This is a genomic window from Maribacter sp. TH_r10 (genome assembly GCF_033101095.1).
Lineage (GTDB): Bacteria > Bacteroidota > Bacteroidia > Flavobacteriales > Flavobacteriaceae > Maribacter_A > Maribacter_A luteus.
Map to the genome: position 1 here is coordinate 130,040 of NZ_JAWMPY010000001.1, position 15,213 is coordinate 145,252.

Below are 15,213 nucleotides of genomic sequence, written 5' to 3' on the forward strand. Positions count from 1 at the left end.
GTGTACTTCGTTTAATTTCAACAAATATATATTTTTAAAAGTGATATTTTAGTCTACAAATGATTATTTTATCATACGCATTCCGCTTTGAAAGCTAGACCGATCAATGACAAGAGACGAACTTTACACCATTGCAGAAAACTGGTTTGACCAGCAAAATTGGACACCTTTTGCTTTTCAAAGACAAACATGGAAGGCTTTTCTTCAAGATAAACACGGATTACTGAATGCACCAACGGGTAGTGGAAAGACCTATGCCTTATGGTTCCCGATCATCTTAAACTATATAAAGAGCAATCCCGATTACAAAACCAAACATAAAAAGGGGTTAAAGGCTATTTGGATCACACCGTTACGGGCCCTTTCCCATGAGATTAAACAATCCGCTGAACGGGTTGCCAAAGATCTGGAAACAGGTTTAACAGTGGGTATCCGCTCTGGGGACACCAGTGCCAGCGAAAGGGCGAAACAAAAAAGAAATATGCCCGATTTGCTAATTACCACGCCCGAAAGCCTTCAGTTATTATTGGCCACAAAAGGATATCAGAAGATATTCAAAAACTGCTCGGCGGCCATTATCGATGAATGGCACGAACTTCTTGGTACAAAAAGAGGGGTGCAAACCGAGTTGGGGCTATCCCGATTAAAGTCAATTTCCACCAACATGCGTATTTGGGGAATTTCTGCGACCATAGGTAACCTGGAACAGGCCAGGCAAGTATTGTTGGGTCCTAACTCATATGCATTCGATAATTCTGTCCTGATCAAAGCAAACATTTCAAAGAAAATAACCGTCAAAAGCATTATACCTGCTAAAATGGAGACATTTCCTTGGCGTGGGCACTTGGGACTTCGTTTATTGGACACTACAATCCCGATCATCAATAATAGCAAGACTACATTATTGTTCACAAATACCCGCAGTCAATGTGAGATATGGTTTCAGAACATTCTCGAAAAACACCCTGAACTTGCCGGTGAAATTGCCATGCACCATGGCAGTATCAACAAAGAGACGCGACAATGGGTTGAACAGGCTATTCGTAACGAAAGTTTAAAGGCCGTGGTTTGTACGTCGAGTTTAGATCTCGGTGTTGATTTTGCCCCTGTTGAAACCGTTGTTCAAATTGGTGGAACAAAGGGTATTTCCCGTTTTTTACAACGGGCAGGTCGCAGTGGCCACAGACCTGGGAAAGAAAGTGTCATTTACTTTTTGCCAACACATGCCTTGGAACTGGTCGAGGCCTCGGCTTTGCAACAAGCTGTTAAAAAGATGGCCGTTGAGGATCGCATTCCTTATCTGAACAGTTTTGATGTCTTGATACAATACCTTACCACCCTGGCCGTATCTGACGGTTTTTATCCTGGTGCCATCCTAAAAGAAATAAAGAACACCTTCTGCTTTCAGGCCATAACCTTGGAGCAATGGCAATGGATCCTAAATTATTTGGTCTTAGGGAGCCAGAGTTTACAGTCCTATGATGAATTCAAGAAAGTAGAACTAGAAGAAGACGGTCTGTTCAAAGTGAATCATAGAGGCATTGCCATGCGACACCGTTTTCAGATCGGAACGATTGTCGGCGATGCCAATTTAACGGTACGCTATCAAAAGGGCGGGTATATCGGTACCATAGAGGAATTTTTCATATCGAAATTAAAAGCCGGGGATGTATTTACCTTTGCCGGAAGAAACCTTGAGTTCATTCGTATAAAACAAATGCAGGTCCACGTTCGCAATTCCAATAAAAAATCAACAAAAGTCCCTGCTTGGATGGGCGGTAGAATGTCTTTCTCCGCACAGATGTCAGATTTACTGAGAAACGAATTGTATTCGGCCTCGCTACCCGAAAACAAACAATCGATTGAAATCAGGTCCTTAAAGACCATATTCAACAAACAGCGTGAGGAAAGCATTGTTCCCAAACCCGATGAATTCTTGATCGAAACCTTTAAGACCAATGATGGCCACCATCATATTTTTTACCCGTTTGAAGGACGGGCCGTACATGAGGCCATGGGTAGTTTGTTAAGTTACCGCATAAGCCTATTGTCCCCGATTACCTTTTCATTGGCCTTCAATGATTACGGTTTTGAACTGCTTTCCGACCAACAATTGGACATTCAGGAAATTCTCGATAATGACCTATTTACCACAGCATATATGTTCGATGATCTTCAGAAAAGCCTGAATTCAACCGAAATGGCAAAACGTAAATTCCGCGATATTGCCGTCATCAGCGGATTGGTGTTTACCGGTTATCCTGAAAAAGGTATCAAAATGAAACATTTACAAAGCAGTTCTCAATTGTTTTTTGATGTTTTCAAGGATTATGAAGCAGATAATCTTTTATACCAGCAAGCTTTTACCGAAACCTTTGAACACCAACTGGAGGAAGGTCGTTTACGAATGGCCCTTGAACGCATCAACCAACAAAAAATCATATGGAAGCACTGTTCACAACCTACCCCATTTTCATTTCCTTTAATTACCGATAGGTTAAGGGAAAAGCTATCCAGTGAAAAATTAGCTGACCGCATACAAAGAATGACTGCAAAACTTTTAAAAAAATAGCCGGTGACCCAAGAAATCGAGATATGCGAACAGCGCTTCACCCTACACCCATCAGGATCCTTGTATTGGGGCGAAAAATCCATTTTGATGATCAGTGATGTACATTTAGGCAAGATCAGTCATTTTAGAAAATTCGGTGCAGCTGTTCCACAACAAGCCATAAACGCCAATTTTAATATGATGGATGCGGTAAGTGCGTATTTTAATCCTGAAAGGATCATTTTCTTAGGAGATCTGTTCCATTCCCATTTGAACTACGAATGGAGGCATTTTGAAGATTGGACCTCACGAACAACAGCCAAAATAACATTGATCAACGGAAACCATGACGTTATTTCCGACTCAAAATATGAAGCGCTGGGTATTGAAGTATTTGATGAACACATCATCGACGATTTTCTTTTAACGCACCACCCGGAAATACGTGAAAGATTTTTCAACTTTTGCGGGCATGTACATCCTTCGGTAAAAATCAGCGGAATCGGAAAACAAACGTTGCGCTTACCTTGTTTTTTCAAGAAACGAGACCAAATGATACTTCCCGCTTTTGGCGAATTCACAGGTACCCACACCTTAAAACCCCAAAAAAAGGATGAGATCTTTGCCCTTGCAGATGGCGTGGTCATAAAAATCTAACCCTTATTTTGGGCAACAATCGCCTTCCCCCTATATTTGCACCTTATAAAATAAAACAACCTCACTAAAATGTAGGTTGATACAATTACCTGTTCTGCTTTGCAACAAGTTTACAACAGGGGTTCTAAAAATATAAGCGGTTGACCCAAACTACGATCCAACAGCTCTTTGAACAGTCTCCACAAATTCGGAAACTGCAGGCTGCTATTTCCAAATCTGAAAAGCCAGACCCTTCAAATCCTTTCAGGACAAGCCTAAAAGGACTTACGGGCTCCTCACTATCGTTTGTCGTTTCGAATGTTTTCAAAAATTCGGACAGACCTTTCTTATTGGTCTTCAACGACAAAGAAGAGGCCGCCTATTACTTGAACGATCTTGAGTTGCTTATAGGTGAAAAAGATGTGTTGTTCTACCCAGGCAGTTATCGTAGACCTTACCAAATCGAAGAAACCGATAATGCGAATGTACTACTGAGGGCAGAAGTCTTGAACCGAATCAATTCAAGGAAAAAACCGGCGGTCATCGTCACCTATCCCGATGCCCTTTTCGAAAAAGTAGTAACCCGGAAAGAGTTGGACAAAAACACCTTGAAAATCAAAATAGATGACTCCCTATCCCTGGATTTTCTGAACGAGGTACTTTTTGAATATCAATTTAAAAGAGTGGATTTTGTGACCGAACCGGGTGAATTTTCGGTTCGCGGAGGTATTGTCGATGTCTTTTCCTTTTCCCATGACCAACCATATCGTATCGAGTTCTTTGGGGACGAAGTGGATAGCATCCGAACGTTTGACATTGAAACGCAATTGTCTACCGAAAAGGTGAACAAAATAACCATAATCCCCAATGTTGAGAATAAATTCCTGAACGAGACACGGGAGAGCTTCTTAAAATATATTTCACCCAAAACCTTGGTTCTTACCAAAAACCTAGAGCTGATCTATGATCGTTTGGATAGCTTTTTCGTAAAGGCGGAAGAGTCCTTCACAAAACTATCCAAAGAAATAAAACACGCCTTGCCCGAAGAGCTTTTCGTAAATTCAAAACAGCTCAAAATCCAGTTACGGGAGTACGGCCTAGTTGAAATGAGTGGATTTATTGACCCTCTGCACAAAGCCAACGTACAGGAAATAGTTTTCAAAACCAAGCCACAACCTTCTTTCAACAAAAAGTTCGATTTGTTGATTGACAACCTGAACCAGAACAGCGAAAAAGGATACACCAATTACATTTTTTGCGCATCGGAACAACAAGCCAAACGTTTTCACGATATTTTCGATGAAGTAGACCACGATATTAAATACACCACAGTGGTTTTTCCGATTTTCGAAGGTTTTATAGATGACGACCTAAAATTGGTCTGTTATACGGATCATCAGATTTTTGAACGTTACCATAAATTCCATTTAAAAAACGGTCGCTCCAAAAAACAGGCGATTACCCTAAAAGAACTCAACAAACTCGACATTGGTGATTATGTGACCCATATTGACCATGGAATCGGCAAGTTCGGGGGGCTCCAGAAAATAGATGTCGAAGGCAAAAAACAAGAAGCGATCAAACTTATGTACGGGGATAGGGACATTCTGTATGTAAGTATACACTCCCTTCATAAAATCTCAAAATTCAATGGTAAGGATGGGGCGGCTCCGAAAATCTTCAAGTTAGGTTCCGCAGCCTGGAAAAAATTAAAACAAAAGACCAAGTCGAGGGTAAAGAAAATCGCATTCGACCTTATTCAAGTGTATGCGAAAAGAAGACTACAAAAAGGATTCCAATATGCTCCTGACAGCTATATGCAATTGGAACTCGAGGCTTCTTTTATTTATGAGGATACGCCCGACCAAAGTAAAGCGACCGAAGACATTAAAAAAGACATGGAGAGCGAACGCCCCATGGACCGCCTCGTTTGTGGTGATGTTGGCTTTGGAAAAACCGAAGTCGCTATTCGTGCCGCCTTTAAGGCCGTTGATAATGGCAAACAAGTGGCCGTTTTGGTACCAACGACCATTTTGGCCTTTCAGCATCATAAGACCTTTTCCGAACGGTTGAAAGAAATGCCAGTTACCGTAGATTACCTGAACAGATTCAGGACGGCCAAAGAAAAACGCGAAACTTTGGAAAAATTGGAAAACGGGAAAGTGGATATCATTATCGGGACCCACCAATTGGTGAACAAAAATGTAAAATTCAAGGATCTTGGTTTATTGATTGTTGACGAGGAACAAAAATTCGGGGTTTCGGTAAAGGACAAATTAAAATCGATCAAAGAGAATGTAGATGTGCTTACCTTAACCGCAACTCCCATTCCGAGAACCCTCCAATTTAGCTTAATGGCGGCCCGTGATCTATCGGTCATAAATACACCGCCACCCAACCGCTACCCTATTGAGAGCCATGTTATCCGTTTTGGGGAAGAGACCATTCGCGATGCGGTCACTTACGAGATCCAGCGTGGGGGTCAGGTCTTTTTTATTCATAACCGGATAGAAAACATCAAAGAAGTCGCGGGCATGATCCAACGTCTGGTTCCCGATGCCAAAATCGGTATAGGCCATGGGCAGATGGACGGTAAAAAGCTGGAGACTTTGATGCTTGCCTTTATGAACGGGGAATTTGATGTCCTGGTATCCACAACGATTGTAGAAAGTGGCCTTGATGTTACAAACGCAAATACCATTTTCATCAATAACGCAAATAATTTCGGGTTGAGCGATTTACATCAAATGCGCGGTCGTGTAGGACGAAGCAATAAAAAGGCGTTTTGCTATTTTATTACGCCACCCTACGAGGTCATGACTTCCGAAGCCCAAAAAAGAATACAGGCCTTGGAACAATTTACCGAATTGGGAAGTGGTTTCAACATTGCCATGAAAGATTTGGAAATTCGCGGTGCCGGGGATATTTTGGGTGGTGAACAAAGTGGATTCATCAATGAAATAGGCTTTGATGCCTACCAAAAAATAATGGCCGAAGCTATTGATGAACTCAAGGAAAATGAGTTCAAGGAATTATATGATGAGGTAGAGGGCCACCATGAGAAGGTTTTCGTAAAAGACACCCAGATCGATTCTGATTTTGAACTGTTGTTCCCCGATGATTACATCAACAATGTTACGGAAAGATTGAACCTGTATACCGAACTCAACTCGATCAAGGAAGAGGAAGCCTTACAGAAATTCGAATCGGAGTTGATAGATCGTTTTGGTGAATTGCCCACGCAGGTCGTAGACCTATTGAATTCCGTTCGTATAAAATGGATAGCCAATAGCATTGGTCTTGAAAAAGTGGTAATGAAAAAAGGTAGATTGATCGGTTATTTCATCTCTGACCAACAATCGGCATTTTATCAAAGCGCAAAATTCACCCAGGTTCTACAATTTGTACAATCGAATGCCAACCTATGTAAATTGAAAGAAAAGGAAACCCGTAACGGACTACGTTTACTATTGACCTTTGATAAGATAACTTCTGCCGAAAAAGCCTTGAGAGCGTTGGCCCCTTTTCAAAACCTTAAAGCATAATAAAGCGAAAGCATATGATATACGGTACATTTATGATTAAATATGTATATTATCCGTTTTCTAACCCACAATTAGAATTATGAGTACAACCATTACCAACTTCTCTTTGGCCGAAAAATTGGCCATAGTACAAACTGTAGATGCCGTAATTATTGCTGACGGAACCGTTCACAAGGGCGAATTGAACGCCATGGGTGAATTGATGCACCGCATAGAGTTCGATAGTAATTTTATCTTACAGGCACGGAATATCTCCGAAGAACAGGCTAAATTGATTTTACGTTCAATGACCATGGATAAAAAAAAGATATTAATGACCATACTAGAGGAGATTGCGATTTCTGACGGATTTGTACATAAAAAAGAATCGGATTTAATAGCTGACATCTACTCCTTTATCGACATGGAACAAGAAGTGAAAACAAAGAAGGCGTAGAACAAGAACTTAAAATTTGCCTTCCTATTTTCGTTACCAAGGTTGCCTACCCGCAACAACAGATGAATTCACTTACAAAACATAATGAAAAAGCCTTGCCACAGGCACTTGGCAATAACCAAAAATGTTTATCTTTCTGGCCTAATAAGCACTACAACATGTTAAAATATCTTTTTGCCCTTGCCATGGTTTTCTCTCTTGGAGCAACCTTTGCACAAGACAGTGATTCCCTTTATCTACGCCAAAACTACGATCTTAAAGAATACCGTATTCCCATGCGTGATGGCGCAAAGCTTTTCACTGTGGTCTATACCCCGAAAAACAGTTCAGGAAAAGCACCGATATTGATGAACCGAACGTGTTACAACGCCTCTAAATTTACCGATTACAAGGTGAAGTCCTATCCTTCCGAATTTTTATTACATGATGGCTACATTCTTGTTTTCCAAGATGTACGGGGGCGATACATGTCAGACGGCACCTTTGACAACATGAGGCCGAACATTCCGGGCAATAACCGAAAAAACAAAAACGAAATTGACGAAAGTTCGGATACTTGGGATACTATAGATTGGATGATCAAAAACATTGAGGGCAATAATGGCAAAGTCGGTATATACGGTATATCATATCCGGGACATTATGCTACGGCAGCCTTACCTGATGCCCACCCAGCCCTTAAAGCGTCTTCACCACAAGCGCCCATTGCCGATTTTTTCTTTGACGATTTTCACCATCAAGGCGCATACTTACAAAGTTACACGGCCGCATTTGCGGTTTTCGGCTATCAGAAAGACAGCCTTACAAGACAACCTTGGTATATAGATAAAATAAAACGGTTTTATGATAATCCGCCAGCCGACGGTTATGATTTTCACTTGCGATTGGGCCCCTTGGAAAATATTACCGAAAAATACCATTATGATAATTTCTTTTGGAAACAAATTGTGGAACATCCCAATTATGATGAATTTTGGCAAAAAAGAAGTATCCTGCCCCATTTGAACAATATTAAACCTGCTGTATTGACCGTAGGTGGGTGGTTCGATGCCGAAGATCTTTATGGACCACTGAACATATACAAAACCATTGAAGCAACGAGTCCAAAAGCCAATAATACGATAGTAATGGGTCCATGGGCCCATGGTGGATGGGCCAGGGAAAACGGGAAGACCATACACAACCATATTTATTTCGGTGACAGTATTTCCACATTTTACCAAAAAGAGATAGAAAGAAAGTTCTTTGCCCATTATTTAAAAGGTGAAGAAACCCATCCACTGCCCGAAGCCTATATGTTCGATACGGGGGTTAAAAAATGGAAGACCTTTGACGCATGGCCTCCAAAAGAAATAGACCCCATTACATTGTATTTTGGTAAAAAAGGACAGTTATCGATCAATGAGCCTACCAACGCCGAAGCCATTTTTGAGTATGTAAGCGACCCCATGAAGCCCGTACCCTATACTTCACAGACCGAGGGTCTCACCTTTACCCCAAGACGATTCATGTCAGATGATCAACGGAATGCATCCCGAAGACCCGATGTCCTGACTTTTGAAACCGATATTCTTACCGAAGACATAGTCCTTGCCGGTGAGATACTTTCAAAACTCAAGGTGTCAATGAGCGGTACGGATGCCGACTTTATCGTAAAACTAATCGATGTATACCCTAACGACCATCCAAATTATGAGCACAACCCAGAAAATATCGTAATGGGCGGTTATCAGCAATTAGTGCGATCCGAAGTTTTCAGGGGCAGGTTCAGAAACGGTTTCGACAAACCCGAACCTTTTGTCCCCAATGAACCAACTGATGTCAACTTTAGATTGCAGGATGTTCTCCATACTTTTAAGAAAGGACATCGCATCATGATCCAAGTGCACAGTACATGGTTTCCATACATTGACCGTAACCCTCAAAAATATGTGGATAACATTTACATGGCCGAAGAATCCGATTTTATAAAATCGACGATCAAAGTACATGGATCTTCCTCCATTGAAATAGGAAATTCGTTGGATTGCTGCCAACCTCCTGTTATGCACCAAACGGAGGAAATCATTAAGAATTAAAATTTCTGAAACCTATAATCATACCTACTACATCCTAAATTCGTATTTTGGACTGATTTTTGATTTTACACGAATTATGAAGAAACTACTTTTAATCATAGCCATTTTCATTGGCTTTCAAATAAACGCCCAACACACCATTTCCGGAACATTTTCCCCCGCAAAGGATTATAAATGGCTGATCGCTTATCGTTTAAAACCGGGAACCCAAAGCTATGTCGTGGATACCGCCATTAAAAATGGAGTTTTTGAATTAAAGATTCCCGAAAACGCGACGGCAGGGACGTATCGGTTGGTCTATGCCGTACCCCAAGAGCAATTCTATTTTGATGTCATCTATAACGGAAAGGAAGACATAACCTTGGCATTTGATGAAACCAATGGGGTTTCGTTCTTCAATTCCAAAGAAAATATACTTTTCAATACCTATTTCAAGGAAATTACGGATCTTGAACAACAGATCACGCACTATTATACCAGTGGAAACTCGAACGAAAAAGATTTTAAAACACTTACAAAGGAACTCCAAACCGTCCAGGAGTCTTATGAAAAGCGATCGGTAGGCACCATGGCCCATCATTTCATAACCAGTAACAAACCTTTTGTCCCCAAAGACATTCCAACGGTTAATGCCTATGTAGAAGGCAAGAAAAAACACTATTTTGATGCCTTGCAATTTGATGACACCGTGCTGCAGGCTTCAGGGTTCCTGACCGATAAATTATTGAATTACACCTTTACCGCCCTGCCTTTAAAGGCAATGACCGATAAAGAAAAAGAAGAGGTCATGAATGCCAATATCACAACGGTAAATGATAAACTGGCCAATATCGGGGATTCGTACAAAATGCACCTTTTTTATAGTTTATGGACCCAAGCGGCCGCCAGTGGATACAACTTAACATCGGATTTTATTTACCATACCTATTTAAAAAAATTAGCGAATAACAATGACGGCAAGAAAATAATAGGCCAAATAGAAGTTCACAATAGACTTCGTTTGGGTGCGATCGCCCCTAATATTAAATGGGAAAAAGACAAGGATTCCTATTCCCTAAGTACATTGAAAGGAGCTGAAAATTATATCCTTGTTTTTTGGAGCAGTACCTGCAGCCATTGCTTAAAAGAGCTGCCCGCATTACATAAAAAACTGAAAGACTTCGATACCGTGAAAGTAATTGCGGTGGGTCTTGAGAACGAAACTGAAAATTGGACCGTGGAAACAGCCCATTTACCCAACTTTAATCATGCTATTGCACTGGGAAAATGGGAAAGTGCATATGCCAAAATCTATAATATTCAACAGACGCCTACCTATTTTGTATTGGACAAGGACAAGCGTATCATCGCTAAACCGGAAACGGATAAAGACGTTGTTGAATTCTTGGAAAACAAATGAAATCCTATAAGGTCTTAAGGTCCTTAATGGTTTTAAAGGCGATATCTACCTGATTATCGTTTACGATAATGGTAAATTCGTTCGTTGTGGATATTACCTCATAAAGCACGATACCCTCCCAAGCCAAGCGTTGAAAAATAAAATAATAGATTCCCGGAACCGAAACGTTCTCCGCAGGCAGCTTAACCGTTATTGAAGATAGGTTGTTCGCCTTTTGGGTACATCTTTCTGTTTTAAAAAGGGTTTCTACAGTGGCATCCATCATATTGCTGATGACAATATTGATTTCGTTCACCCCTCTGGAAGACGTATAAAATACATCTTGGTTAGAGTGAATTTCTTCCAACAATTTCGCCTGCTGGGTAAGAATGGTATCAGATGCCAAAAAGGTATAATCGGTCAAGGATGAACGTACGGTGATTTCCCCGATATTCTTTAATACCTTGATGATCTTATGCGTCGCCCTGAATTCCAAATCGTCTGACAATCTTTTCAAGGCCATTACAATGGCGCCGTTCCGAACGTCTTTTCCCAATTGTTCCTCAATTTCCGGCTTAATGATTCTTGAAAGGGATGTTAAGTTTATAATACCCTGTGCCAAAGCACTTTGCAAGAATGGCTTCTTCTTAATATACTCTTCAACTACGGACGAAATTGTTTTCATAATCAAATTTATTCCTACAAATATAACATATTGTTACATATAAAACAAATTGTGGGAAAACAAATTTAAAAATGGTAAAAAGCACTTTCCAAATGATCTATCTCGAATACCTTTTTATTCTTTAAGATCGTAATCACATCAAAACGGACTTCAACATCAGAATCCTGTTCTGTAACATAGTGGTCGGCTGCCATTACCAGTAGGTCTATTTTCTTTTTTGTAATGGTTTCGGCAATATTTTCAATAAAATCGCTACTTCTGGAACGGACCTCAACTATCGCCAAAATTTCATCCTTTTGGGCTATAATATCAATTTCGGCCTTTAGATACCTATAGTTCCTATATTTGATGCTATAGCCGTTTTTTATCAAGAAATCTACCGCTATCTGTTCCCCTTCTTTTCCAAATTCATTGTGTTTTCCCATACTTTATTGATGTTTTTATTAAAAAATATGCATTTCATCGAAAATATTAGTCTTTGGTCGTCTTTTTGGAACTTATCACCGTTATTTGAAATGCATAACAACGAAAATACTTGGATTTACATAATATCCAATTTGTTTAGCCGTTAAGAATTTGCCCCCTACGCACATGAACGTTCTTAAAGCCTAAAATTACTATGGAATACTTCGTTAATTGTAACACCTCTACATTAGCGCCGTACACAACTCCCTTGGATAAATTCAGGGTAGCGCATTTGTACAGAAGACTTGGGTTTAGTGCCTCGGTCGAGACTATTGATCAAGCCGTTGGACAAACGGCCGGTGCTTTGGTAGACTCACTTGTTAACCAAGCCATTAACATGGCACCGACCCCTGCACCGACATGGGCAGATTGGAACAACAGCAACTACCCCGCTGATGACGATGCTGCTGGCCAATTACGTAGGGCCCAAATAGATGAATGGAGTTTGACCTACACCAATGCCATGCTCAACAACAACCTAAGGGACCGATTAAGTTTCTTTTGGAGCAACCATTTTGTAACACAACTCTCAGTATACGATTGCAGCTCATTTTTATACTACTATATAAATTGCTTACAACGCAATTCAATCGGGAATTTCAAGACCTTCGTTAGTGAAATCGGATTGACCGAGGCCATGCTCTATTATTTAGATGGTGTGTATAACAACGGTAACAACCCGAATGAGAACTATGCAAGGGAATTGTACGAACTTTTCGCATTAGGTGATGGTAACGGATATACGGAGGAAGATATAATCGAAACGGCCAAAGCACTTACCGGCTATGTTGAACGTGGTGAAATTGGCTGTGAACCCGTAACTTTCGATCCTACCAAATTCAATACGGACAACAAGACCATTTTCGGACAAACCGGGAATTGGGGTTACGACGATGTAATTGATATCCTTTTTGAACAACGCGGCGCCCAATTGTCCGATTTCATTTGCCGAAAGCTTTATGAGTTCTTCGTGCATCCTGACTCCAGGGATGAAATGAACAATGCCCAAGTTATCATCGACGGCATGGCCGCAACGTTCATGGCAAACGATTATGAAATCGCACCGGTCTTATCCCAACTCTTTAAAAGCCAACACTTTTTTGATGATGAAGCCATTGGGGTAATCATAAAAAGTCCGTTCGATGTGTATCTGAACTTTCTGAATGAAACCAGTTTTTCATATTCAGATACTACTATAGCAAGTATGATCAATTATAGTGATCTATTGGGACAAACATTGTTCAACCCAGTTGAGGTTGAAGGATGGCAACGCAATAGAACTTGGATCAATACCAATTTTATGATCGGTCGTTGGCTTACGATGGAAGCCATCATCGATGGTCTTTATCAAGCCGAATCGGAACAATTCAGGGCATTTGGAATGGCCATTGTAGGCAGTATAGGTATGACCAGTAACAATCCAGATGCTATTTCAAGGCCAATAATAGACCATGTACTTCCCAAAGGGTTGTTTACCGAAGCTGATTACCAAATAGCATACGACGTATTCAGAAGTGATATCGATGAAACATACTATGAAGGCGGAAATGAAGAGATATGGACCTTAGCAATGTGGGCCGCAGCACCCAACCAAGTTTATTTGCTTTTACGCCATCTATCAAGACAACCAGAATTTCAACTAAAATAAACCTACGACTATGTGTGACACTCACGATAAAACCCCTTTTAAAGGCTTAGAACATGAGGGCCATGACCAAGAACATAAAGCCTGGAGCAGACGTTCCTTTTTACAGGCTTTGGGAATAGCCGGATCTGGTTCAATGCTGTTAGGATCTCAAATGTTAACAGCCTCCGCCCCATCTCCATTAACCTCAGCCATAGCGGCTGCAGAAACCGATAACATCCTTATTCTCATTAGGTTGAACGGTGGTAATGACGGACTTAGTACCGTAATACCGATCAACCAATACGATTCTTACGCCAACGCAAGACCCAATATTTATATCCCTGAAAGTAAGGTATTGAAACTTACCGATGATTTCGGAGTACCCTCCTATATGAAATCGTTGGAACCCATGTGGGGAGACGGCCAATTTAAAGCCGTACACGGAGTAGGCTACCAAGGTCAGAGTCTTTCCCACTTTACCGGGACTGATATCTTTGGAAATACAGATATAACAACTACGGGGTTCTCTGGTGAGGACACCGGTTGGATGGGTAGGCATTTTGAGCACTTATATCCCGATTATCTATCCGATTTTCCCGGAAGTAGACCAACCGATGGCCCTGCCGCATTGCAGGTAGGAAACTATGGTAGTCTTGTTTTTGAAGGGGAAGAGACCAACTACGCCTTTGTAACCAATAACGTTGACCAATTACAACAGATAGCGGAAACCGGTCTTCAATTTTCGGTTGATGATGCCCTTTTCGATCAATGTATGTATTCCGATCAAATAAGATTTTTAAGAGGTGTCTCGAATGTAACCAATGAATATGCAGGAATAATACATGATGCATATATGGCTGGCCAAAACCAAGTAGAGTACCAGGACAACGCTTTCGCCAAACAATTGGCCATTTTGGCAAGATTGATAAAAGGTAACTTGGGCACCAAGGTATATATGATATCAATGGGCGGTTTTGACACCCATGGTAACCAGCCTTTGACCCATGAACGTTTAATGACCAATTTATCAGTGGCCATAGACAATTTCTACGATGATATTGCTTTTACCCAGCAAGACGAAAAGGTTTTGAGTATGACTTTCTCAGAGTTCGGAAGACGTATATTCGAAAATGGCTCAAATGGTACCGACCACGGTAAGGCCGCACCCACCCTATTCTTTGGTTCAGGGTTGAACGGTAGCGCCTTTGTTGGGGACCACCCGACCCTTGATAATCCTGATGGACGGGGCAACTTGGAATATACAATGGATTTCAGGGATCTGTATGCTACAGTTTTGGCCGAATGGATGTGCGTTGACATACCTTTGGTTGAACAGCATTTATTAAACCACCCTTATGCCCCTGTAAATCTTGGATTCAACTGTAGTGGTGTTGATTTCCCGGATATCGCATACAGCGATGAGGATCCTACTTTACCAACAACGGAACCCACCGACCCTGTTTCGGAAACACCTTTTGACCCCGTATTATTGGATGCCATAGTACATAAGCCCTATTACCCCACGGATAGCACACCGCATATTTACTTGGAAATGCCTTTTAGCGCCCATGTAGATATACAGTTATATAATATTCTAGGACAAAATGTAGGCACCGTTTTCAATGAGATGATGTTCGAAGGTTCCACGGAAATAAATATCAGGGAAAGAATGCCCAATCATTTATCCACCGGAAAATATATTTACCGCATTAACGTGCAGAATCAAAAAATGAGCAAATCCGTAATGGTAGCTTAAACAAACCCCACTTCTTGTAAAGGGCCCTACTTCTATATGAATAGGGCCTTTTCATT

Annotated in this window: 10 protein-coding genes; 8 read left to right on the forward strand and 2 right to left on the reverse strand. The window is 40.9% G+C overall.

Annotated features, from left to right (window positions below):
- The first annotated feature begins 106 nt into the window (after positions 1-106).
- The 6 genes from R3X28_RS00555 to R3X28_RS00580 all read left to right on the forward strand — a co-directional run bounded on the left by R3X28_RS00555 (position 107) and on the right by R3X28_RS00580 (position 10,645).
- Positions 107-2,572, forward strand: coding sequence for a ligase-associated DNA damage response DEXH box helicase (locus tag R3X28_RS00555; protein ID WP_317661622.1), 2,466 nt, complete (start codon positions 107-109; stop codon positions 2,570-2,572).
- A 3-nt stretch (positions 2,573-2,575) separates the two neighbouring features.
- A complete protein-coding gene (gene pdeM, locus R3X28_RS00560) occupies positions 2,576-3,208 on the forward strand; it encodes a ligase-associated DNA damage response endonuclease PdeM (protein WP_317661623.1) in 633 nt (210 codons plus the stop codon).
- A gap of 140 nt (positions 3,209-3,348) precedes the next feature.
- Positions 3,349-6,732, forward strand: coding sequence for a transcription-repair coupling factor (mfd, locus tag R3X28_RS00565; RefSeq protein WP_154364681.1), 3,384 nt, complete (start codon positions 3,349-3,351; stop codon positions 6,730-6,732).
- Between the two features lie 79 nt (positions 6,733-6,811).
- Positions 6,812-7,168 (forward strand): TerB family tellurite resistance protein, encoded by a 357-nt coding sequence (locus R3X28_RS00570; RefSeq protein WP_154364684.1) that lies wholly within the window; start codon positions 6,812-6,814, stop codon positions 7,166-7,168.
- 158 nt (positions 7,169-7,326) lie between these two features.
- The gene (locus R3X28_RS00575; protein ID WP_317661626.1) at positions 7,327-9,246 is read left to right on the forward strand and encodes a CocE/NonD family hydrolase; all 1,920 of its coding nucleotides are present in this window, start codon (positions 7,327-7,329) and stop codon (positions 9,244-9,246) included.
- 76 nt (positions 9,247-9,322) lie between these two features.
- Complete coding sequence (locus R3X28_RS00580; RefSeq protein ID WP_317661628.1) at positions 9,323-10,645, forward strand: TlpA disulfide reductase family protein; 1,323 nt, start codon at positions 9,323-9,325, stop codon at positions 10,643-10,645.
- Between the two features lie 4 nt (positions 10,646-10,649).
- On the opposite strand, the gene R3X28_RS00585 is transcribed toward R3X28_RS00580, so the two are convergent.
- Together R3X28_RS00585 and R3X28_RS00590 are read right to left on the reverse strand one after the other, a co-directional pair.
- Complete coding sequence (locus R3X28_RS00585) at positions 10,650-11,309, reverse strand: aspartate kinase (protein WP_154364690.1); 660 nt, start codon at positions 11,307-11,309, stop codon at positions 10,650-10,652.
- Positions 11,310-11,374: 65 nt separating this feature from the next.
- Positions 11,375-11,734 (reverse strand): YraN family protein, encoded by a 360-nt coding sequence (locus R3X28_RS00590; RefSeq protein WP_154364692.1) that lies wholly within the window; start codon positions 11,732-11,734, stop codon positions 11,375-11,377.
- Between the two features lie 194 nt (positions 11,735-11,928).
- Here R3X28_RS00590 and R3X28_RS00595 point away from each other — a divergent pair, with 194 nt between their 5' ends.
- Complete coding sequence (locus tag R3X28_RS00595; RefSeq protein ID WP_282055510.1) at positions 11,929-13,422, forward strand: DUF1800 domain-containing protein; 1,494 nt, start codon at positions 11,929-11,931, stop codon at positions 13,420-13,422.
- A 10-nt stretch (positions 13,423-13,432) separates the two neighbouring features.
- The gene (locus tag R3X28_RS00600) at positions 13,433-15,157 is read left to right on the forward strand and encodes a DUF1501 domain-containing protein (protein WP_317661633.1); all 1,725 of its coding nucleotides are present in this window, start codon (positions 13,433-13,435) and stop codon (positions 15,155-15,157) included.
- The last annotated feature ends 56 nt before the right edge of the window (positions 15,158-15,213 follow it).

What these genes read in the sequence shown, in the direction of transcription:
- R3X28_RS00600 (WP_317661633.1), top strand. Translation starts at nt 13,433, where the DNA reads ATGTGTGACACTCACGATAAAACCCCTTTTAAAGGCTTAGAACATGAG.
- R3X28_RS00585 (WP_154364690.1), bottom strand. Translation starts at nt 11,309, where the DNA reads ATGAAAACAATTTCGTCCGTAGTTGAAGAGTATATTAAGAAGAAGCCA.
- R3X28_RS00570 (WP_154364684.1), top strand. Translation starts at nt 6,812, where the DNA reads ATGAGTACAACCATTACCAACTTCTCTTTGGCCGAAAAATTGGCCATA.
- R3X28_RS00580 (WP_317661628.1), top strand. Translation starts at nt 9,323, where the DNA reads ATGAAGAAACTACTTTTAATCATAGCCATTTTCATTGGCTTTCAAATA.
- R3X28_RS00590 (WP_154364692.1), bottom strand. Translation starts at nt 11,734, where the DNA reads ATGGGAAAACACAATGAATTTGGAAAAGAAGGGGAACAGATAGCGGTA.
- R3X28_RS00555 (WP_317661622.1), top strand. Translation starts at nt 107, where the DNA reads ATGACAAGAGACGAACTTTACACCATTGCAGAAAACTGGTTTGACCAG.
- R3X28_RS00575 (WP_317661626.1), top strand. Translation starts at nt 7,327, where the DNA reads ATGTTAAAATATCTTTTTGCCCTTGCCATGGTTTTCTCTCTTGGAGCA.
- R3X28_RS00595 (WP_282055510.1), top strand. Translation starts at nt 11,929, where the DNA reads ATGGAATACTTCGTTAATTGTAACACCTCTACATTAGCGCCGTACACA.